This window comes from Mycobacterium dioxanotrophicus (assembly GCF_002157835.1).
Lineage (GTDB): Bacteria > Actinomycetota > Actinomycetes > Mycobacteriales > Mycobacteriaceae > Mycobacterium > Mycobacterium dioxanotrophicus.
The window spans coordinates 514,807-537,464 of record NZ_CP020809.1 but is presented as its reverse complement, the minus strand read 5'-3'; the positions used below and the strand labels follow the sequence as shown (position 1 = coordinate 537,464).

Here is a 22,658-nt window from a genome sequence, read left to right as displayed (position 1 = left end):
TCAATCGAGGCGTGACTTCGCGGGCCAATTCGGGCAGTCGAGACCTACACCTGAACCTGCGGGCCGTCATCGAACCGGGCAGCCGCACCGCCCGGGAACAGCTGATCAACGCGCTGCGCGACGGCATCCGATCGGGCCGGCTCGCCACCGGCGCGCCGCTGCCCCCGTCTCGCGCACTGGCCACCGACCTCGGGCTGGCCCGCAACACCGTCGCGGAGGCCTACGCCGAGCTGGTCGCCGAGGGCTGGCTGGCGTCGCGGCAGGGCGCGGGCACCTGGGTGGCCCGGGCCGGCACACCCCGGCCGGCCCCGCGTCCGCGCCGCATCCCCGTCACGCCACGCCACAATCTGATGCCCGGTTCACCCGACCTGTCGGAGTTCCCGCGCAGCGCCTGGCTGGCATCGGCTCGTCGCGCGCTCACCGAGGCGCCGGTGGCCGCGCTGCGAATGGGTGATCCGCGCGGCCCGCTCGCACTGCGCGAGGCCCTCACCGAATATCTGGGCCGGGTCCGGGGCGTGCGGACCACGCCGGAATCCATCGTCATCTGCGCCGGGGTCCGCGACGGCGTCGAACTACTCGCACGGGTCTTCCGATCCGGTCGGCCCATCGCGGTGGAAGCCCACGGCCTCTTCATCTTTCGCGACGCGATCACCGCGACGGGGGTGCCGACCGTGCCGATCGGGCTGGACGACGACGGTGCCGTCATCGACGACCTGGACGCGCTCGACACCCCAGCGGTGTTGCTGACTCCGGCCCACCACAACCCCTTTGGCATGGCCCTGCATCCCCAACGCCGCAGCGCCGCCGTGGCGTGGGCCCAGCGCACCGACGGTTACGTGCTCGACGACGATTACGACGGCGAGTTCCGTTACGACCGCCAACCCGTCGGTGCGTTGCAGGCGCTGGATCCCGAACGGGTCGCCTATCTGGGCTCGACGAGCAAGAGCATGGCGCAGACCCTGCGCCTGGGTTGGATGGTGCTGCCCGAGGCGCTGATCGACCCGGTGATCGACGCGGCGGGCGGGCAGCAGTACCACGTCGACGTCATCAGCGCCCTGACGCTGGCCGACTTCATCGCCACCGGCGGCTACGACCGGCACATCCGTCGTATGCGCAACCGGTACCGACGCCGGCGCGACGCCCTGGTCGCCGCACTGGACGGGTTCGACGTCGGCATCCGTGGCCTGGCCGCGGGCGTCAACGTCACGCTCACCCTGCCCGACGGCGCCGAACCCGAGGTGCTGCGCCGGTGCGGGGAGGCGGGCATCCAGCTGCAGGGGCTCTCGATCATGCGTCATCCGCAGGCCGGCCCGCAGATCCCCGATCCGGACGGCATCATCGTCGGCTTCGGCGCGCCCGCCGAGCATGCCTTCGGCCCGGCCGTCGAGGCGCTGCTGACGGTGCTCGCCGAGGTGTTGCGTTAGGTGTCGCCACCGACGATGAGATCGCGCGGCCCGGTGGGCAGCCGCCAGTGGAAGGCCAGCCCAGCCAGCCGCAGTACCGTCGCCAGCACGGTGCCCACCAGCAGCCCGACCCATTGCGGGCCGAGATAGTCGATGACGGCGTACGTCGTCGCACCCATCAGGGCGGGCACCGCATACAGATCGTCGGGCCCCATCAGCAGCGGGATCTCCCGAGCCAGCACGTCACGCACGATGCCGCCGCCGATCGCCGTGGTCATACCGATCAGCACGGCCGCGAACCAGCTCGCCCCATGGTCGGTGGCGAACGCCGCACCGGAGGTCGCGAAGACGCCCATCCCGATGGCGTCGAGGGTGAGCACGATCCGCCGCATCCGAACGAACACGCGGGCGCTCGCCGTGGCCACCGCCGTCGCGATCACCGCGACCGTGACGTTGGGCCAGTGCTCGATGGACGTCGGAGGGGTGACGTCGAGGAACAGGTCACGCAGGACACCGCGATGCCGCCGTAGTTGAGCACCATCTGCAACACGTCGCAACGGTAGGCGCTCGCTAAGCTGCCGGGGTGGACACCGCACCCGCGAACCCGCGCCTGAGTCTGAGGACCCAGGTGTTTCGGTTCATCGTCACCGGCGGGATCTCCGCGGTCGTCGACTTCGGCCTCTACGTGCTGCTCTACAAGGCCATCGGCCTGCCGCCGGACATCGCCAAGGCGATCAGCTTCGTCGCGGGCACCACCACCGCCTACCTGCTCAACCGCCGCTGGACCTTCCAGGCACCGCCGAGCACGGCCCGGTTGATCGCGGTGTGGGTGCTCTACCTGGTCACGTTCGTCGTCCAGGTCGGTCTCAACCACCTGTTCCTGCACCTGCTCAACTACACGCCCGTGGCGGTGGTCGTGGCCTTCGTCATCGCCCAGGGCACCGCGACCGTCATCAACTTCGTCGTACAGCGGGCGGTCATCTTCCGCCTGCACTGAGTGCCTGGACACGCGAATTCGACGAAAACGTCGTGTTCGGGCCGGCGCAGCGACATCCTCGTCGAACTCGGCGCGTGGTTCGACGCTCGACTGCGACGGAGTGGACGTCTGGGCGCGGTACCCTCCTTAGCGATGTCGACCACCGATTTCCCGACCACGGACAAGCGCCTGATGGGCTGGGGCCGCACCGCACCGACCGTCGCACACGTGCTCTCCACACCCGATCCCGAGGTCATCGTCAAGGCTGTCACGCGGGCCGCTGAGCAGGGCGGACGCGGCGTGATCGCGCGTGGGCTGGGCCGCTCGTACGGCGACAACGCGCAGAACGGCGGCGGCCTGGTCATCGACATGCCCGCCCTGAACCGGATCCACTCGATCGACGCCGAAACCCGGATCGTCGACGTGGACGCCGGGGTGAACCTGGACCAGTTGATGAAGGCGGCACTGCCGTTCGGACTGTGGGTCCCGGTGCTGCCCGGCACCCGTCAGGTCACCATCGGCGGGGCCATCGGCTGTGACATCCACGGCAAGAACCACCACAGCGCGGGCAGCTTCGGCAACCACGTCCGCAGCATGGATCTGCTGACCGCGGGCGGCGAGGTGCGCACGCTCACGCCGGACGGGCCGGAGGCCGAGCTGTTCTGGGCCACCGTGGGCGGCAACGGACTGACGGGCATCATCCTGCGCGCCACCATCGAGATGACGCCGACCGAGACCGCGTATTTCATCGCCGACGGCGACGTGACCCACACCCTCGATGAGACCATCGCGTTCCACAGCGACGGCAGCGAGGACAACTACACGTACTCGTCGGCCTGGTTCGACGCAATCAGCGCCCCGCCGAAGCTGGGCCGCGCCGCCATCTCCCGCGGATCGCTGGCCACGCTCGACCAGCTGCCCACCAAGCTGCAGAAGAACCCACTGAAATTCGATGCGCCGCAACTACTTACGTTGCCGGACGTGTTCCCCAACGGGCTGGCCAACAAGTACACCTTCGGCCCCATCGGCGAACTCTGGTACCGCAAATCGGGGACGTACCGCAACAAGGTGCAGAACCTGACGCAGTTCTACCACCCACTGGACATGTTCGGTGAGTGGAACCGCGCCTACGGGCCTGCCGGATTCGCGCAGTACCAGTTCGTGGTGCCGACGGAGGCCGTCGAGGAGTTCAAGGGCATCATCTACGACATCCAGCGCTCCGGGCACTATTCATTCCTCAACGTCTTCAAGCTGTTCGGTAAGGGCAATCAGGCGCCGCTGAGCTTCCCGATCCCCGGCTGGAACGTCTGCGTCGACTTCCCGGTCAAGCCGGGCGTCGGCGAGTTCCTCACCGACCTGGATCGCCGGGTGCTGGAGTTCGGTGGGCGGCTATACACCGCCAAGGATTCCCGCACGACGGCCGAGACGTTCCACGCCATGTACCCACGTATCGACGAGTGGATCGCGGTGCGCCGCAAGGTGGATCCCGACGGGGTGTTCGCCTCGGACATGGCCCGCCGGCTGGAACTTCTGTAGCCATAACCGCCAAAGGCGGTCCCTGGAAGTTTTTCTTGACTAATTCCAGATAAGGGACAAGACTGCAGGGCGTGGCGACGACTGCGGACTTCCAGCAGATGCTGCGGACCGCCGACATGCGGGTCACGCGCCCCCGGGTAGCGGTGCTCACAGCGGTCCACGCGCATCCTCACGCCGACACGGATTCCATCATTCGTGCGGTGCGTGACGAGCTGCCCGAGGTGTCCCACCAAGCCGTCTACGACTCGCTGCACGCGTTGACCGCAGCGCGTCTGGTGCGGCGCATCCAACCCTCCGGATCCGTGGCTCGCTACGAGTCCCGGATCGGCGACAACCACCACCACGTCGTATGCCGTGTGTGTGGCGCCATCGCCGATGTCGATTGTGCGGTCGGTACAGCCCCCTGTCTGACCGCATCAGAAGACCATGGCTTCGAGATCGATGAAGCCGAGGTCATCTACTGGGGCACCTGCCCCGAATGTTCGATTGCTCCAAGTAGATAACCGTTTGTCAATCCCACCAGCCCGGAAAGGATTTGTCATGGCTGAAGCCGAAACCCATCCCCCCATCGGTGAAGCTCAAACCGAGCCCGCCGAAAGCGGTTGCCCCATGCGGATCAAGCCTCCCGTCGAGGGCGGCAGCAACCGCGACTGGTGGCCCAACGCCGTCAATCTCAAGGTCCTGCAGAAGAATCCGCCCGCCATCGATCCGTCGGACGAGGGCTACGACTACCGCGAGGCCGTCAAGACCCTCGATTTCGAGGCCTTCGAGCGCGACTTCGACGAGCTGCTGACCAACTCGCAGGAGTGGTGGCCCGCCGACTTCGGGCACTACGGACCGCTTTTCGTCCGCATGTCGTGGCACGCGGCAGGCACCTACCGCGTCGAGGACGGCCGCGGTGGCGGCGGGCGCGGCATGCAGCGCTTCGCCCCGCTGAACAGCTGGCCGGACAACGTCAGCCTGGACAAGGCCCGTCGTCTGCTGTGGCCGCTGAAGAAGAAGTACGGCAAGAAGATCTCGTGGTCCGACCTCATCGTCTACGCGGGCAACCGCGCGATGGAGCACATGGGCTTCAAGACCGCAGGCTTCGCCTTCGGTCGCCCGGACTTCTGGGAGCCCGAAGAGGACATCTACTGGGGCTCGGAGGCCGAGTGGCTGGGCTCGCAGGATCGCTACGCCGGTAGCACTGACCGCACCAAGCTGGAGAACCCGCTGGCGGCCAGCCACATGGGCCTGATCTACGTCAATCCCGAAGGCCCCGAAGGCAACCCGGATTACCTGGCGGCTGCCATCGACATCCGCGAAACCTTCGGCCGCATGGCGATGAACGACGTCGAGACCGCGGCGCTGATCGTCGGTGGCCACACCTTCGGTAAGACTCACGGCGCCACCGACATCGAGAACGGCGTGGAGCCCGAGGCTGCCCCGCTCGAGCAGATGGGCCTGGGTTGGAGCAACCCGGGCGTCGGCAACGAGACCGTCAGCAGCGGCATCGAGGTGACCTGGACGCACACCCCCACCAAGTGGGACAACTCGTTCCTGGAGATCCTCTACAGCAACGAGTGGGAGCTGACCAAGAGCCCCGCCGGCGCCAACCAGTGGAAGCCCAAGGACAACGGTTGGGCCAACTCGGTGCCGATGGCCCAGGGCAACGGCAAGACCCACCCGTCGATGCTGACCACCGACCTCTCGATGCGGTTCGACCCCATCTACGGCGAGATCACCCGCCGCTGGCTCGATCACCCCGAAGAGCTGGCCGAGGAGTACGCCAAGGCCTGGTTCAAGCTGCTGCACCGCGACATGGGACCGGTAGCCCGCTACCTCGGCCCGCTGGTGCCGAAGCAGACCTGGCTGTGGCAGGACGTCGTGCCCGCCGGTAAGACGCTGTCCGACGCCGATGTCGCCACCCTGAAGGCGGCCATCGCGGGCTCGGGTCTGACCGTGCAGCAGCTGGTCGACACCGCATGGAAGGCGGCGGCGTCGTACCGCTCCAGCGACATGCGTGGCGGTGCCAACGGTGGCCGCATCCGGCTGCAGCCGCAGCTCGGCTGGGAGGTCAACGAGCCCGACGAGCTGGCTCAGGTGATCCGCAAGCTCGAGGAGATCCAGGCCGCGTCCGACACCGGTGTGTCGTTCGCCGACCTGGTGGTCCTCGGCGGTGTCGTCGGCCTCGAGAAGGCGATCAAGGACGCCGGTTTCGACGTCGCGGTGCCGTTCACCTCGGGTCGTGGCGACGCCACCCAGGAGCAGACCGACGTCGAGTCGTTCGCCTACCTGGAGCCCAAGGGCGACGGTTTCCGTAACTACGTGGGCAAGGGCGACAGCCTGCCGTCCGAGTACCGGCTGATCGACCGGGCCAACCTGCTCGGCCTGACGGCTCCCGAGCTGACCGTGCTGATCGGCGGCCTGCGCGTGCTGGGCGCCAACCACGGTGGCTCCGACCTCGGCGTGTTGACGGACAAGAAGGGTCAGCTGACCAACGACTACTTCGTCAACCTCACCGACATGGGCACCAAGTGGGCGCCTGCGCCTGCTGATGACGGCACCTACGTCGGCACCGACCGCGCCAGCGGTGCGCCGAAGTGGACCGCCAGCCGGGTCGACCTGCTGTTCGGCTCGAACTCGCAGCTGCGGGCCCTGGCCGAGGTGTACGCCGAGGACGACTCCAAGGAGAAGTTCGTCAAGGACTTCGTCGCGGCGTGGACCAAGGTGATGAACAACGATCGGTTCGACCTCGAGGTCTGATCCGTACCCACCTGGACGCCCAGGCCGGCCCTGCGCCGGCCTGGGCGTTCAGCGTTCGGGTCTGTGAGAGAGGCCGCACGGTACCCTCGTCACGATGTCCCCCGAGGCTTGGAGCTGCGCTAGATGGTGTTCGACGCCGTAGGTAACCCCCAGACGATTCTGCTGCTCGGCGGCACTTCCGAGATCGGGCTGGCGATCTGTGAGCGCTATCTGCGCGACGCGTCGGCCCGCATCGTGCTGGCCGCGCTGCCCGACGACCCGGGCCGTGAGGCCGCGGTCGCTCAGATGCGCGCCGCGGGCGCCAAGGATGTCGAGGTGATCGACTTCGACGCCGTGGACACCGCCAGCCACCCCGCGGTCATCGACAAGGCCTTCGCCGGTGGCGATGTGGACGTCGCGATCGTGGCGTTCGGCCTGCTCGGCGATGCCGAGGAGCTGTGGCAGAACCAGCGCAAGGCCGTGCAGATCGCCGAAATCAACTACACCGCAGCCGTTTCCGTCGGTGTGCTGGTCGGCGAGAAGATGCGGGCCCAGGGCTCGGGCCGCATCATCGCGATGAGCTCGGCGGCGGGTGAGCGGGTGCGTCGCTCCAACTTCGTCTACGGCTCCACCAAAGCCGGTCTGGACGGCTTCTATCTCGGCCTCGGTGAGGCGCTGCGGGAGTTCGGTGTCCGCGTGCTGGTGATCCGGCCCGGCCAGGTGCGCACCCGGATGAGCGCGCACGTCAAGGAAGCCCCGCTGACCGTCGACAAGGAATACGTCGCCGAGCTGGCGGTCACCGCCTCGGCGAAGGGCAAGGAGCTGGTCTGGGCGCCGGGGGCGTTCCGCTACGTGATGATGGTGTTGCGGCACATCCCGCGACCCATCTTCCGTAGGCTTCCCATCTGATGCGGGCCGGATCCCGACCCCGCACGCGAGGAGGACTGACAGCCCCGGCCGGGGTGATCGGCCAGATGGTCGTCGCCGTGCTGATCGCCTCGGTGGTCGCCGGAGTGTCGATCACCGCGATCGCCCGGGTTCAGTGGCCGGCCTACAACACCTCCAACCAGCTGCACGCCCTCACCACTGTGGGCCAGTTCGGTTGCCTGGCAGGGATTTTCGCGTCGGGACTGATCTGGCGGCGGGGTCGGCGCACCCTGGCTCGGCTGGCCGCGCTGATCTTCCTGTCGGCGTTCTCGGTGGTGACACTCGCGATGCCGCTCGGTGCCACCAAGCTGTACCTGTTCGGGGTTTCGGTCGATCAGCAGTTCCGTACCGAGTACCTGACGCGGCTCACCGACAGCCCCGGCCTGCACGACATGACCTACTTCGGGCTGCCGCCCTATTACCCGGCGGGCTGGTTCTGGATGGGTGGCCGCATCGCCGCAGGCACCGGAGCCCCGGCCTGGGAGATGTTCAAACCGTGGGCCATCAGCTCCATCACCATCGCCGCGGCACTGGCTCTCGTGCTGTGGGCGGCCATGGTCCGGTTCGAGTACGCGCTGATCGTGACGACGGCGAGCACAGCGGCGATGCTGGCGTACTCCACCACCGAGCCGTATGCCGCGATCATCACCGTGCTGCTGCCGCCGGTGTTGGTGCTGGCCTGGTCCGGACTTCGGGGCCGGTCACGTAACGGCGGCTGGGCCGCGATCATCGGCACCGGCATCTTCCTCGGCGTCGCCGCCCTGTTCTACACCCTGCTGTTCGTCTACTGCGCCTTCACGCTGGCCATCATGGGCATGCTGCTCGCGGCCGCGCGCAGGCATTGGGATCCGCTGCTACGCCTCGTGGTCATCGCCGCGATCTCCGGGCTGATCGCCCTGATCAGCTGGGCGCCGTACCTGCTGGCCGCGGCCAAGGGCCACCCCGCCGACAAGGGCACCGCTCAGCACTATCTACCCGACGCCGGAGCCCAGCTGACCTTCCCGATGCTGAGCTTCACGCTGCTCGGCGCGCTGTGCATGGTCGGCACACTGTGGCTGGTGGTGCGGGCCCGCACTTCTACCCGGGCCGCCGCGCTGGCCTTCGGCGTGCTCGCGATCTACGCGTGGTCGCTGCTGTCGATGCTGACCACGCTCGTCGGCACCACCCTGTTGTCGTTCCGGCTGCAGTCCATGTTGACCGTGCTGTTGACCACCGCGGGTGCGTTCGGGTTCATCGAGGCGACGCTCGCGATCGCCCGCCGCTACCAGCCGGAAACGCGGCGGCGCATCATCGCGGTGGCCGCGACGATCGGCACGATCGGCGGGCTGACCTTCAGTCAGGACATCCCCGACGTGCTGCGTCCCGACATCAACGTGGCCTACACCGACACCGACGGCACCGGGGTGCGCGCCGACCGTCGTCCGCCCGGCGCCGAGCAGTACTACCGCGCGGTCGACGCCAAGATCCTCGAGGTCACGGGTGTCCCCCGCAACCAGACCGTGGTGCTCACCGCCGACTACAGCTTCCTGTCGTACTACCCCTACTACGGATTCCAGGGGCTGACGTCGCACTACGCCAACCCGCTGGCCCAGTTCAAGGAACGCGCGGGCACCATCGAGGGCTGGGGCACGCTGAGCACCGCCGACCAGTTCATCAAGGCGCTCGACGAGCTGCCCTGGAAAGCACCCACGGTGTTCCTCATGCGCCGCGGCGCGGGCGACACCTACACCCTGCGGCTGGCCTCCGATGTCTACCCGAACCAGCCCAACGTGCGCCGCTACCACGTCGAACTGAACTCGGCGCTGTTCCACGATCCGCGGTTCGACCTGTCGGATGTCGGGCCATTCGTGCTGGCCATCCGCAAGCCTGACCAGAAAGCGACTCCCGATGGCCGTTGACGCGCCGATAGCATCAAACCCCGTGATCGCCACGGGCGCCAACCACCGGACAGCGCGACTGATCGCCATCGTCGCCGGTCTGCTCGGCGCGATCATGGCCATCGCCACCCCGCTGCTGCCGGTCACGCAGACCACAGCGCAGCTCAACTGGCCGCAGAACGGCACCTGGCAGAGCGTCAACGCGCCACTGATCGGGTACGTCGCGACCGACCTGACCATCAACGTGCCCTGCCAAGCCGCCGCGGGGCTCGCCGGCCCGGACAACCGCGACCGCACCGTGCTGCTGTCGACCGTGCCCAAGCAGGCACCCAAGGCCGTCGACCGCGGACTGCTCATCGAACGCGTCAACAACGACCTGCTGGTCATCGTCCGCAACACCCCCGTGGTCAGCGCCCCGCTGGACCGGGTGCTCAGCCCGGCATGCAAGTACCTGACCTTCACCGCGCACGCCGACAAGGTGACCGGCGAATTCGTCGGGCTCACCCAGGGACCGTCGAGCGATCCGTCCCGCGATCCCAACGCGCCGCTGCGCGGTGAGCGCGGCGGCTACGACTTCCGCCCGCAGATCATCGGTGTCTTCACCGATCTGTCCGGCCCCGCCCCGCAGGGTTTGACGTTCTCGGCCACCATCGACACGCGGTATAGCAGCTCGCCCACGCTGCTCAAGATGCTGGCGATGATCATCGGCGTCGTCATGACAGTCGTGGCCCTCGGCGCGCTGCACGTGCTCGACGCCGCCGACGGCGTCAGACAGCGCCGCTTCCTGCCCCCGCGCTGGTGGTCGGTGTCGCTGCTGGACGGCCTGGTCAGCGCCGTGCTGGTGTGGTGGCATTTCGTCGGCGCCAACACCTCCGACGACGGCTACATCCTCACCATGGCCCGGGTGTCCGAACACGCCGGCTACATGGCGAACTACTACCGCTGGTTCGGCACTCCCGAGGCGCCGTTCGGCTGGTACTACGACCTGCTGGCGCTGTGGGCGCACGTCAGCACCGCCAGCGTGTGGCTGCGGTTGCCGACGTTGCTGATGGCCCTGGCCTGTTGGTGGGTGATCAGCCGCGAGGTCATCCCGCGACTCGGACATGCGGTCAAACAGAGCCGGGCAGCGGCCTGGACCGCGGCCGGATTGTTCCTGGCGTTCTGGCTGCCGCTGAACAACGGGCTGCGCCCCGAGCCGATCATCGCCCTCGGCATCCTGCTGACGTGGTGTTCGGTGGAACGCGGCGTGGCCACCAACCGGATGCTGCCGGTCGCCATCGCCATCATCATCGGCGCGTTGACCCTGTTCTCCGGGCCCACCGGCATCGCCGCCGTCGGCGCCCTGCTGGTAGCCGTCGGACCGCTGAAAACCATTGTGGCCCGGCATACTTCGCGCTTCGGGCATCTGGCGCTGCTGGCACCGATCCTGGCCGCATGCACGGTCACCATCATCCTGATCTTCCGGGACCAGACCCTGGTCGGCGAGATCCAGGCCAGTTCCTTCAAGTCCACCGTGGGCCCGAGCCTGGCCTGGTTCGACGAGCACATCCGCTATGAGCGGCTGTTCACCACCAGCCCGGACGGCTCCGTGGCCCGACGCTTCGGCGTGCTGACTCTGCTTCTGGCGCTTGCCGTTTCGGTCGCCATGTCGCTGCGCAAGGGCCGCGTGCCCGGCACCGCGGCGGGCCCGAGCCGGCGCATCATCGGCATCACGATCATCTCGTTCTTCGCGATGATGTTCACCCCCACCAAGTGGACGCATCACTTCGGCGTGTTCGCCGGGCTGGCGGGCTCGCTGGGCGCACTGGCCGCCGTGGCGGTGACCGCCGCGGCGATGAAGTCCCGCCGCAACCGGGCCATGTTCGGCGCCGCGGTGTTGTTCGTGACGGCACTGTCGTTCGCGACCGTCAACGGTTGGTGGTACGTCTCCAACTTCGGGGTGCCGTGGTCGAACTCGTTCCCGCAGTGGCACTTCGGCTTCACCACGATCCTGCTGGGCTTCTCGGTGCTGGCCCTGCTGCTGGCCGCGTGGTTCCACTTCACCGGACGCGACGAGTCCCCCGACGGGCCGCCGGGCCGATGGCAGCGGCTGGCGCAAGCGCCGCTCGCGATCGCCACCTGGGTACTGGTGATGTTCGAGGTCGTGTCGCTGACGCTGGCCATGACCGACCAGTACCCGGCCTGGTCGGTGGGCCGCTCCAACCTGGAGGCGCTGACCGGTAAGACCTGCGGGCTGGCCAGCGACGTGATGGTCGAGGAGAACACCAACGCGGGCGCGCTGACGCCCGTCGACCAGCCGTCCGGTCAGGCGCTCGGCGCGGTCACCTCACAGGGCTTCACCCCCAACGGCATCCCGTCGGACGTCTCGGCGGACCCGGTGATGGAACAGCCCGGCTCCACCAACTTCGCCGACACCGAATCGGGCACCACGACCGCCAGCGAAGGCGGCACCGAGGGCGGGACCACCGCCGCGGCAGGCGTCAACGGTTCGCGCGCGCGGCTGCCCTTCGGACTGAACCCCGCGACCACCCCGGTACTGGGCAGCTGGCGGGCGGGCACACAGGTCCCGTCGTCGCTGCGCTCGGCCTGGTACCGGCTGCCGAACCGCGACACCGCGGGGCCGCTGCTGGTGGTCTCTGCCGCCGGGCGGTTCAACGCGGGCGAGGTCGTGGTGCAGTGGGCCACCGACGAGCAGGCCGCCGCCGACCGGCCCGGGGGCAGCGTCGGCTTCGCCGACGTCGGATCCGCGCCGGCGTGGCGCAACCTGCGCGCGCCGATGGCCGCCATCCCGCGCGACGCCACCCAGATCCGGCTGGTCGCCACCGACGACGACCTGGCCCCGCAACACTGGATCGCGGTGACCCCGCCGCGGATCCCCACCCTGCGCACCCTGCAGGACGTGGTGGGTTCGACCGATCCGGTGATGCTGGACTGGCTGGTGGGCCTGGCCTTCCCGTGCCAGCGGCCGTTCGGCCACCAGTACGGCGTGATCGAGGTGCCGAAGTGGCGCATCCTGCCGGACCGGTTCGGTGCGGAGGCCAACTCGCCGGTGATGGACTACCTGGGCGGCGGACCGCTGGGCATCACCGAGTTGATGTTCCGGGCTGCGACGGTGCCGACCTATCTCAAGGGCGACTGGTTCCGGGACTGGGGTTCGTTGCAGCGGCTGACACCGTGGTACACCGACGCCGTGCCGGCCCGGCTCGACCTGGGCGCCGCCACCCGCAGCGGGTGGTGGAGCCCGGCTCCGCTGCGGCACAGCTGAGCGGTCACGAGTCGGTGACCATGCGGCAGGGGAAACCGGGGCTCACATGTGGGTCGCATACCATCGAGCCTCGTGCCGGGCGATGAGCGACATGAACCAGAGACAGCTAGTGCAGCCACTGATCGGTCCCGCATCGCACGCCTGATCGCGATCATCGCCGGCGTCGTCGGTGTGGTGCTGTGCGGTCTGGTACCCCTGCTGCCGGTCAGCCAAACCACCGCGACCGTCCTGTGGCCGCAGGGCACCGGCGCCGACGGCAACATCACCAACATCACGGCACCGCTGGTATCCGGGGCTCCGCAGTCCCTCGACGTGTCGATCCCGTGCACCGCGGTGAGCACCCTGCCCCCGGCCGGTGGGCTGGTGTTCTCCACCATCCCGCCCGGCGGCATCGACGCCACCCGCAACGGCCTGTTCGTCCGGGCCACCGCCGACACCGTCTTCGTCGCATTCCGCGACACCGTCACCGCGGTGGCCCCGCGCGCCGCGGTCGCTTCCGGCGCCTGCAGTGCCCTGCACGTGTGGGCCAACATCGGCGGCGTCGGCGCGGACTTCGCCGGCATCCCCGGCGCCACCGGCACCGCGGCCGTCGAGAAGAAGCCCCAGGTCGCCGGGGTGTTCACCGACCTGAAGGTGGGCCCGCAGCCGGGCCTGTCCGCCCGCGTGGACGTGGACACCCGGTTCATCACCAAACCGACCGCGCTCAAGATGCTGGTGATGGTGCTCGGCGTGGTCTGCGTCATGGCGTCGATCGTGGCGCTGGCCGTGCTGGATCGCCTTGGCGGCAGGCGGGTCCCGAATGCGTGGCGCCGGTTCCTGCGGGTGCCGGTCGCGACGTGGATCGCCGACGCAGGCGTCGTCGGGACACTGCTGCTGTGGCACGTCATCGGCGCCATCTCCTCCGACGACGGCTACAACCTCACCATCGCGCGGGTGTCCGCTGACGCCGGTTACAACGCCAACTACTTCCGTTACTTCGGCACCAGTGAAGCGCCGTTCGACTGGTATCAGTCGGTGCTGGCGCACTTCGCGGCGATCAGCACCGCGGGCGTGTGGATGCGCCTGCCCGCCACCCTGGCCGGCATCGCGACGTGGCTGCTGCTGAGCCGCTGGGTGCTGCCGCGGCTCGGCCGCCGCATGGCCACCAACCGCATCGCGGTGTGGACGGCCGGCGCGGTGTTCGTGGCTGCATGGCTGCCGTTCAACAACGGCCTGCGGCCCGAGCCGCTGATCGCGTTCGGCGTGCTCGCAGTGTGGGCTCTCATAGAAAATACGATCGCGAGCCACCGGATCTGGCCTGCGTGCCTGGCCATCATCGTGGCGATGTTCAGCGTGACACTCGCCCCGCAGGGCCTCATCGCGCTGGCCCCGCTGTTGGTCGGCGCCCGCGGCGTCGTCGGCATCATCCGCGCCCGGCGCATCGCGCTGCCCGCCGTGGCCGGCCTGGCCGGTTCCGCGGCGCTGGTGTTCGTCATCGTCTTCCGGGACCAGACGCTGGCCACCGTCGCCGAATCGGCCCGCATCAAGTACACCGTCGGGCCGACCATCTCCTGGTACCAGGAATTCCTGCGCTACTACTTCCTCACCGTGGAAGATTCCGTGGACAGTTCGCTCACGCGGCGGTTCGCGGTGCTGACCATGCTGTTGTGCCTGTTCGGCATGATCGCCGTGCTGCTGCGCAAAGGTCGGGTGCCCGGGCTGGCCAGCGGGCCGGTGTGGCGGCTGCTCGGCGTCACCGCGATCGGTCTGCTGCTGCTGCACTTCACCCCCACCAAGTGGGCCGTGCAGTTCGGCGAATTCGCCGGGCTGGCCGGTGCGCTCGGCGGTGTGACGGCGTTCGCGTTCGCCCTGGTGGGCCTGCACAGCCGACGCAACCTCGCGCTGTACGTGACGGCGTTGCTGTTCGTGCTGGCCTGGGCCACCTCGGGCATCAACGGCTGGTTCTACATCGGCAACTACGGTGTGCCGTGGTTCGACCGCCAGCCCGTGATCGCCGGGCATCCGGTGACGTCGATGTTCCTGGTGCTGGCCATCATCACCGGCGTCCTGGCCGGCTGGCTGCACTTCCGCATCGACTACGCCGGGCACACCGAAGTGGCCAACACCCGCCGAAACCGCGTGCTGGCCTCCACCCCGCTGCTCGTGGTCGCGATCATCATGGTCGTGCTCGAGGTCGGCTCGATGGCCAAGGGCTTCGTGCAGCGCTACCCCGTCTACACCACGGCGGCCGCGAACGTGCGGACGCTGGCCTCGGGGCTGTCGAACACCAGCTGCGCGATGGCCGACGACGTGCTGGTCGAGGCCGACACCAACGCAGGCATGCTGCAGCCGGTACCGGGCCAGACCTACGGCGAGTACGGGCCGCTCGGCGGTGAGAACCCGGTCGGGTTCAACCCGAACGGCATCAGCGACACGCTCGAACCGCCGAAACCCGTCGTCGCCAACCCCGGCACCGTGAATTCCGACGGCTCGCCCAACAAGCCCAACGTCGGCATCGCGTATGCCGCGGGCACCGGTGGCGGCTACGGTCCGGTCGGCGTCAACGGATCCCGCGTGTTCCTGCCGTTCGGCCTCGACCCCGCCCGCACCCCGGTGATGGGCAGCTATAAGGAGAACACCGTCGCCGCCAAGGCCACCTCGGCCTGGTACCAGCTGCCGCCCCGCAGCCCCGACCGACCGCTCGTCACCGTCGCGGCCGCCGGAGCGATCTGGTACTACGACGAAGAGCACGAGTTCCACTACGGGCAGTCGCTCAAGCTGCAGTGGGGTGTGCACCGTCCCGACGGCAGCTACCAGGCGCTGGACTCGGTACAGCCGATCGACGTGTTCGCCCAGTTCGCCTGGCGCAACCTGCGTTTCCCGCTGGCCTGGGCGCCGCCGGAGGCCAACGTGGCGCGCATCGTCGCCGATGACCCGAACCTCAGCGACGACCAGTGGTTCGGCTTCACGCCGCCCCGGGTGCCGACCCTGCAGACCGCGCAACAGTTCCTCGGTTCGCAGACCCCGATCATGATGGACATCGCGACCGCCGCGAACTTCCCGTGTCAGCGCCCGTTCTCCGAGCACCTCGGGGTCGCCGAGCTGCCGCAGTACCGCATCCTGCCCAACGTCAAGCAAGTGGTGGTGTCGTCGAATATGTGGCAGTCCGCCCAGAAGGGTGGCCCCTTCCTGTTCATCCAGGCGCTGCTGCGCACGTCGACCATCCCGACGTACCTGAGCAACGACTGGTACCGCGACTGGGGCTCGATCGAGAAATACGACCCGGTGGTACCGCCTGAGCTGGCACCCGTTGCCCATATCGATCAAGGAACCAAGCGAGTGTTCGGCTTCAGCCGGCCCGGACCGATTCGGGCCCTGCCATGACCGCGACCGAACTCAAGCCCGCCGAGAGTGCGCCGACAGCGGCGAAAGACGTGAAGACGGCCCGTTGGGTCGCGATCATCGCCGGTCTGATCGGCTTCCTATGCTCGGTGCTCACGCCGCTGCTGCCGGTGGTGCAGACGACGGCGACGCTGAACTGGCCCCAGGAGGGGCAGCTGAACAGCGTCACCGCGCCGCTGATCACCGAGACCCCGGTCAAGATGACGGCGACGATCCCATGTGACCTGATCCGCTCGCTGCCGCCCGAGGGTGGCCTGGTGTTCGGCACCGCGCCCAAGGAGGGCAGGCAGGCCCCGCTCAACGCGCTGTTCGTCAACGTCACCAGCAAGCGCGTCGACATCACCGACCGCAACGTGGTGATCTCCAGCGTGCCGCGGGAGAAAGCCGTCGGGCCCCCGGGCTGCTCGCGCATCGAGATCACGTCGTCGGAGGCCGGCACGTTCGCCACGTTCGTGGGGCTCACGGGCACTGACGGTAAGGAGCTGCGCACCGGCTTCGCCGACCCGAACCTGCGGCCGTCGATCGTCGGCGTCTTCACCGAGCTGAGTGGGCCTGCACCGCAAGGGCTTTCAGTCTCGGCGACGATCGACACCCGGTTCACCACGAAACCCACCGCACTCAAGCTGACGGCGATGCTGCTGGGCATCGCGGCCACCGTGATCGCGGTGCTCGCGCTGTGGCGCCTCGACCGACTCGACGGCCGACGGATGCACAGCCTGATCCCGTCGCGGTGGCGCACGTTCAATGCGGTCGACGTGGTGGTGGTCGGCGGGTTCCTGGTGTGGCACGTGATCGGCGCCAACTCGTCCGACGACGGCTACATCCTGCAGATGGCCCGCGTGGCCGATCACGCCGGATACATGTCGAACTATTTCCGCTGGTTCGGCAGCCCTGAAGACCCGTTCGGCTGGTTCTACAACCTGCTGGCGCTGATGACCCACGTCAGCGATGCCAGCATCTGGATGCGGCTGCCCGACCTGATCTGCGCACTGGTGTGTTGGCTGCTGCTGTCCCGCGAGGTGCTGCCCCGGCTCGGGCCCGCCGTCATCGCGAGCAAGCCCGCGCTGTGGTCGGCAGGCCTGGTGCTGATGGCCGCGTGGATGCCGTTCAACAACGGTCTGCGTCCCGAGGGTCAGATCGCCACCGGTGCACTGATCACCTACGTGCTGATCGAGCGCGCCATCATCTCCGAACGGCTCACCCCCGCCGCGCTGGCGATCATCGCGGCGGCGTTCACTCTCGGTATCCAGCCGACCGGCCTGATCGCCGTGGCCGCGCTGCTCGCCGGTGGCCGCCCGCTGCTGCGCATCCTGGTGCATCGCCGCCGCAGAGTCGGCGTGTGGCCGCTGGTGCTGCCCCTGCTGGCCGCGGGAACCGTGATCCTCACCGTGGTGTTCGCCGACCAGACGCTGGCAACGGTGTTGGAAGCCACCAGGATTCGCACGGCCATCGGACCGAGCCAGGCCTGGTACACCGAGAATCTGCGGTACTACTACCTGATTCTGCCGACCGTCGACGGATCGCTGTCGCGCCGGTTCGGCTTCATCATCACCGCGCTGAGTCTGTTCACCTCGATGTTCATCATGTTGCGGCGCAAGCGGGTTCCCGGCGTCGCGCGCGGACCGGTCTGGCGCTTGATGGGCATCATCTTCGCGACCATGTTCTGCCTGATGTTCACCCCGACCAAGTGGGTGCACCACTTCGGCCTGTTCGCCGCCGTGGGCGCCGCGATGGCCGCGGTGGTCACCGTGCTGGCCTCGCCGGTGGTGCTGCGCTCGGCGCGCAACCGCATGGCGTTCACGTCGGCCGTACTGTTCGTGATGGCACTGTGTTTCGCCACCACCAACGGCTGGTGGTACGTCTCCAGCTACGGCGTGCCGTTCAACAACGACAAGCCGGCCATCGGTGGCGTCACCGTGAGCACCATCTTCTTCACGCTGTTCGTCATCACCGCGCTGTGGGCGTTCTGGCTGCATTTCCGGCCCGGCACCGAGAGCAGGGTGACGCGACTGCTGACCGCGGCCCCGGTGCCGGTGGCGGCCGGGTTCATGTGCGTGGTGTTCGTCGGCTCGATGCTCTACGGCGTGGTGCGCCAGGCCGGTACCTACTCCAACGCGTCGTCGAACCTGCAGGCGCTGGCCGGTGGGTGCGGATTGGCCGACGACGTACTCGTCGAACCCGACACCAACAACGGCTTCTTGACTCCGCTGCCCGGCGACTACGGCCCGCTCGGACCGCTGGGCGGGACGGGACCGACCGGTTTCACCCCCAACGGCGTGCCGGATCACATTGTCGCCGAAGCCATCCGGCTGACCGTGCCGATGCCGGGGATCGACTCCGACTGGGATGCTGCGGCCAAGCTGAAGACGCCCGGCATCAACGGGTCGACCGTGCCGCTGCCCTACGGCCTGGACCCGGCCCGCGTGCCGGTGGCAGGCAGCTACGTGGAAGGGCCTGCGCAGCAGGAGAGCAAGCTCGCGTCGGCGTGGTACCAGTTGCCCGCGCCCGACGCCGGGCATCCGCTGGTGGTCGTCACCGCCGCCGGAACCATCACGGGCAACAGCGTTTTCAACGGCCGCACCGAAGGTCAGACCGTCGAGCTGGAATACGGCCGGCCGGGGCCGGGCGGCGTCCCGGTCGCCGCCGGCCGGCTGGTGCCCTATGACCTCGGCCCCATCCCGTCATGGCGCAACCTGCGGTTCGACCGCAGCCAGATCCCGGCCGACGCGACGTTCGTGCGCATCATCGCCGAGGACAAGTCGCTGACCCCCGGCGACTGGATCGCCGTCACCCCGCCACGGGTGCCCGAGGTCAAGACCGTGCAGGAGTACATCGGCTCAGAGCAGCCCGTGTTGATGGACTGGGCGGTGGGACTGGCCTTCCCGTGCCAGCACCCGATGCTGCACGCGAACGGCGTCACCGAGATCCCGAAGTTCCGCATCACGCCGGACTACAACGCCAAGATGAAGGACACCGACACCTGGGAGGACGGCCTCAACGGTGGCCTGTTGGGCATCACCGACGTGCTGCTGCGGCAACACGTGATGGCGGCGTACCTCAACAAGGACTGGGGCCGTGACTGGGGCTCACTGCGCAAGTTCGACACCATCGTCGACGCGACGCCTGCGCAGATCGAACTCGGCACCGCCACCCACAGCGGGCTCTACAAACCGGGCAAGATCCGCATCAAGCCCTAGCTCTCACGCCCAGTGGCCAGTTACTGCACGCTTTTTCGCGATGTGCGTGCGTAACTGGCCACTCGGCGAGCTCAGCTCGGCGAGCTAGGCCAAGAGAGCCCGGCCATACCAATCGTGGTCGTCGGCCAGACCCGGCAGCGCGAAGAAGTAGCCGCCACCGAACGGCTGCACATAGTCGACGAGGGGTTCGTCGTTGAGCCGGTTCTGCACGGTCTCGAACTGCCGGTCGATGTCCTGCTGGAAGCACACGAAGACGTGCCCGGACTGCATGTTGCCGTTGCGGTCGACGCCCAGGTCGTAGTTGTAGGACCGCCGCAGCAGCCGCTGATTGTCGGTGGCGGGCGTGCGCGGGTTCGCAAGCCGGATGTGGGCGTCGAGCGGGATGGTCTTGCCTGCGGCGTCGGCGGCATAGTCGGGATTGTCGAATTCGTTGTTGCCGTCCAACGGTGCCCCGCTGTCGCGGCGGCGGCCGAACATACGCTCCTGCTCGTTGATCGACACGCGGTCCCAGAACTCCACGAGCATCCGGATGAGGCGGACCACCTGGTAGGTGCCACCGTGGGTCCAGGCCGGCTCGGCGGGGTCGGTCACCCAGATCAGGTTCGCGGCGTCGTCCGACACGGGGTTTCCGGTGCCGTCCTTGAAGCCGAGCAGGTTGCGGCCGGTGCCCGACGGGCGTGGCGGCGAGTTGTATCCGTCGATGCGCCACCGCATCTGCATCGAGCCACGCACGGTGCGCATGATGTCGCGCAGCGCGTGGTGCACGGTGTCGGGATTGTGCGCGCACAGCTGCAGCAGCACGTCGCCGTGTGTCCACTGCGGATCCGGAAAGTCGTTGGGGAACACCGTCATCGGCTTGAGCTTGACGGGTTTGCGATCCGCGAGGCCATATCTCCCGTCGAACAGGCTGGCGCCCAGCGCGACCGTGATGGTCAACCCGTCGGCCGGGATCACCGGGCCGAGGACCGCACTGTCGGCGGGTGGCTGCGATATCCCGAGTTCGGGCGGGGAGCCACCGGTGGTCAGGAACCGGGCCCGCTCGGTCAACGCGCTGAAAGTCGCTGCGAGCGTTGCCTTGTCCTTGGCGGTGACGTCGAAGGCGATGTGGCTGGCGAAGTTCTGTTTCTCGGCGGGCGGCGGTGTCAGGATGCCGGACTGGTGCTCGGCGTGGAACGGATAGCGCTCGGGCGGAGTTGCCACGGTCGCCGCGTTGGCGTCCACCGTCTTGCCTTCGAGCAGCACGGCACCGGTGATCGCCGTCCCCGCGGCACCTGCGGCGGCGCCCCGCAGGAAATGCCTTCGACTGACCTCCATCTGCGGCTCCTATCGGCTGACCGGTAGTTCGATGACGAGCGGCACCGAGGCCAGCGTCTCCAGTGCCTGTCCCAGGGCCGCGTTGACGGCGTTACGCTGCGCGGCAGAAGCCCGACTCGGCGGCACCCACCGCGTCGCACGCAACGCGGCATCCAGAGCGTCGAGGTCAGAATTGGCCTGCCCCAACAACTTCGGTGCACGTGAGCTGATCAGCGGGGCGAACTGACCGAGCACGGCGCGGGTCGCCTCGACTGACGCCGCAGTCTCGGCGTATTCGGTGCCCGCGCCCTGGTTGGTGTAGCCGGCCAACTGGAACCGCAGCATGTCCTCGAGAATCTCGTGGGGCCGCTTGGTCTGGTCGGCGGCTTCGGGCATGGCATCGGTCAGGTTGACCCGCAGCTTGGCCACCTCGGTGGCCAGGGCGTCGGCGACGGGGATCAGATCTGCGGGTGACTGCCCATGCCACAGGCCGTATTCGAGCCGACGCAGCCCGGCGAAGTCAGGATCGTTCGCGCCGCCAGGCAGTCCGTGCGGCAGACCCGCGATGGCGTCGCCGTAGTCTCCGAAGCTGCCGTAGGCGGCGCCGACACGGTTCCAGGTCAGCATCGCGGCGGTCCAATCCGTCTTGGCCGCAGCGATGTTCCCGCTGCCTAGGTCGGCCCTGATGCGGTGCACCTGGTCGCTCAGTGTCGTGAGTAATCCGTCGACGTAAACCTGGTAGGCGGCCATGGCCGGCTTCAGGTCGTCTTCGGTGACCCGCACGATCGGCGCCGGGGCACCCGGAACATCTTGTCCGCTGACCTGTTTGGCCTGCGAGACGACTGCGGGCTGACCGGCCAGCAGGCAGGTGAACGTGTAGCTGCCCGAGCCCAGATTGGCCGTCATCGGCGCGCTGGTGGCCGGGCCGAGAGTCTCGATCTCGGCGACGACGCCGTTGTTGGCGTCCACCAGGTTGATCTCGCCGGTCTTGCCGGACTTGTTGACGACGGTGAACGTCTGATTGCCGGGGCGCACGGTGGACCAGTCCGCCGCGCAGGTGGTTGCCGTGACGGTCACCCGGGTGGCGTCGGTGTCGCCGCCGGGCAGCAGCGCAATCACTGCTGCGGCCAGCACAGCGGGCACCACGACGACCGCGACGGCCACTGCCACCGGCCGCTGGGCGATGAGTCGACTCACGGCGGAAGGTGCTGATGGCTCTGCGGTTTTCGCTGGCGCCGGGGCCTGCCGCGACGAGCACAGGAAGGCCGGTATGACGACGACGAGGTAGCCGACCCACGCCAGCACCTGCAGCACGGTCATCCGCGGGGTCAACTGCGTGATGCCGGTGATGATGGTGACCCCCCACGAATCGGCCGAGATGTGACCGCTGAGGTCGAACGCGTACCAGGACCGGCCCGGGAGCCAGCCCGCGGTCTGCAGATCGCCGATGCCGTAGGCGAGGATGCCCGCGGCGATGACGATGAGCACCACGGCCGTGCGGGTGAAGAAGGTCTTGAGGTTCATCCGGACCGAGCGCCGGTACAGCAACCAGCACAGCACGACGGCGATCGCGAGGCCCACGGCGCCGCCGATGATCGGGCCGATCGATTCTCCGGCGGCCTTGGCCGCGGTCCAGAAGAACAGCGTGGTCTCCAGGCCTTCGCGGGCGACCGCCAGGAAGGCCGTCAGCGCCAGCGCCCCGGACCCGAGCATCAGGGCCTCGGCAACCTTGCCGCTGAGCTCGCCGGACAGGTGGGCCGCCGTCCGCGACATCCAGAAGATCATCGCGGTGACCAGCACCACCGCCAGGATGCTCAGCAACCCGCCGACGATGTCCTGGCCCACGCCGCCCAGCGAGCTCGTCGTCGCGCTCAGCACTGCCGCAAAGCTGGCGGACACCGTCAGTGCCCCCAGCAAACCCAGCCAGACGGGCGCGGTGGGCCGCCTGGCACCGTCGGCAAGCGGGGATTTGTGCACGGCGGCCAGCAGGATGCTGACCACCAGGCCCGCTTCCAGGCCTTCCCGCAAACCGATCAGCAGGTTCGGCACGGCGTCGGATAGCACCACCTAATTAAGGTA

Annotated in this window: 13 protein-coding genes; 10 read left to right on the top strand and 3 right to left on the bottom strand. The window is 68.3% G+C overall.

The features are described from left to right. Nucleotides 1-11: 11 nt before the first annotated feature. On the top strand, nucleotides 12-1,424 hold the full coding sequence (gene pdxR, locus BTO20_RS02400) for a MocR-like pyridoxine biosynthesis transcription factor PdxR (RefSeq protein WP_087073056.1): 1,413 nt from the start codon (nucleotides 12-14) through the stop codon (nucleotides 1,422-1,424). Here pdxR and BTO20_RS02395 read toward each other — a convergent pair. Then, nucleotides 1,421-1,960, bottom strand: a complete 540-nt coding sequence (locus tag BTO20_RS02395; RefSeq protein ID WP_232491016.1) for a trimeric intracellular cation channel family protein — start codon at nucleotides 1,958-1,960, stop codon at nucleotides 1,421-1,423. The genes pdxR and BTO20_RS02395 overlap by 4 nt on opposite strands. A gap of 26 nt (nucleotides 1,961-1,986) precedes the next feature. Here BTO20_RS02395 and BTO20_RS02390 point away from each other — a divergent pair, with 26 nt between their 5' ends. The 9 genes from BTO20_RS02390 to BTO20_RS02350 all read left to right on the top strand — a co-directional run bounded on the left by BTO20_RS02390 (nucleotide 1,987) and on the right by BTO20_RS02350 (nucleotide 19,286). Beyond that, a complete protein-coding gene (locus BTO20_RS02390; protein WP_029370862.1) occupies nucleotides 1,987-2,400 on the top strand; it encodes a GtrA family protein in 414 nt (137 codons plus the stop codon). Nucleotides 2,401-2,532: 132 nt separating this feature from the next. Beyond that, complete coding sequence (locus BTO20_RS02385) at nucleotides 2,533-3,915, top strand: FAD-binding oxidoreductase (RefSeq protein WP_198344229.1); 1,383 nt, start codon at nucleotides 2,533-2,535, stop codon at nucleotides 3,913-3,915. A gap of 98 nt (nucleotides 3,916-4,013) precedes the next feature. Next, nucleotides 4,014-4,418, top strand: coding sequence for a Fur family transcriptional regulator (locus tag BTO20_RS02380; RefSeq protein ID WP_408632227.1), 405 nt, complete (start codon nucleotides 4,014-4,016; stop codon nucleotides 4,416-4,418). Between the two features lie 37 nt (nucleotides 4,419-4,455). Further along, nucleotides 4,456-6,660 carry a catalase/peroxidase HPI gene (gene katG, locus BTO20_RS02375; protein ID WP_087073051.1) on the top strand — a complete coding sequence of 735 codons (2,205 nt, stop codon included), beginning with the start codon at nucleotides 4,456-4,458 and terminating at the stop codon, nucleotides 6,658-6,660. A gap of 123 nt (nucleotides 6,661-6,783) precedes the next feature. Beyond that, complete coding sequence (locus BTO20_RS02370; protein ID WP_087073049.1) at nucleotides 6,784-7,548, top strand: decaprenylphospho-beta-D-erythro-pentofuranosid-2-ulose 2-reductase; 765 nt, start codon at nucleotides 6,784-6,786, stop codon at nucleotides 7,546-7,548. After that, the gene (locus BTO20_RS02365; protein ID WP_087073047.1) at nucleotides 7,548-9,464 is read left to right on the top strand and encodes a galactan 5-O-arabinofuranosyltransferase; all 1,917 of its coding nucleotides are present in this window, start codon (nucleotides 7,548-7,550) and stop codon (nucleotides 9,462-9,464) included. The genes BTO20_RS02370 and BTO20_RS02365 overlap by 1 nt, the downstream gene beginning before the upstream one ends. Beyond that, a complete protein-coding gene (locus tag BTO20_RS02360; protein WP_087073044.1) occupies nucleotides 9,454-12,708 on the top strand; it encodes an arabinosyltransferase domain-containing protein in 3,255 nt (1,084 codons plus the stop codon). Before BTO20_RS02365 ends, BTO20_RS02360 begins: the two co-directional genes overlap by 11 nt. A gap of 72 nt (nucleotides 12,709-12,780) precedes the next feature. Then, nucleotides 12,781-16,071: an arabinosyltransferase domain-containing protein gene (locus tag BTO20_RS02355; RefSeq protein ID WP_198344228.1), complete on the top strand. Its 3,291-nt coding sequence runs from the start codon at nucleotides 12,781-12,783 to the stop codon at nucleotides 16,069-16,071. Next, complete coding sequence (locus BTO20_RS02350; protein ID WP_198344227.1) at nucleotides 16,068-19,286, top strand: arabinosyltransferase domain-containing protein; 3,219 nt, start codon at nucleotides 16,068-16,070, stop codon at nucleotides 19,284-19,286. The genes BTO20_RS02355 and BTO20_RS02350 overlap by 4 nt, the downstream gene beginning before the upstream one ends. An 84-nt stretch (nucleotides 19,287-19,370) precedes the next feature. On the opposite strand, the gene efeB is transcribed toward BTO20_RS02350, so the two are convergent. After that, nucleotides 19,371-20,600 (bottom strand): iron uptake transporter deferrochelatase/peroxidase subunit, encoded by a 1,230-nt coding sequence (efeB, locus tag BTO20_RS02345; RefSeq protein WP_087073041.1) that lies wholly within the window; start codon nucleotides 20,598-20,600, stop codon nucleotides 19,371-19,373. A gap of 9 nt (nucleotides 20,601-20,609) precedes the next feature. Next, nucleotides 20,610-22,646, bottom strand: a complete 2,037-nt coding sequence (gene efeU, locus BTO20_RS02340; RefSeq protein WP_087073039.1) for an iron uptake transporter permease EfeU — start codon at nucleotides 22,644-22,646, stop codon at nucleotides 20,610-20,612. Nucleotides 22,647-22,658 lie beyond the last annotated feature (12 nt).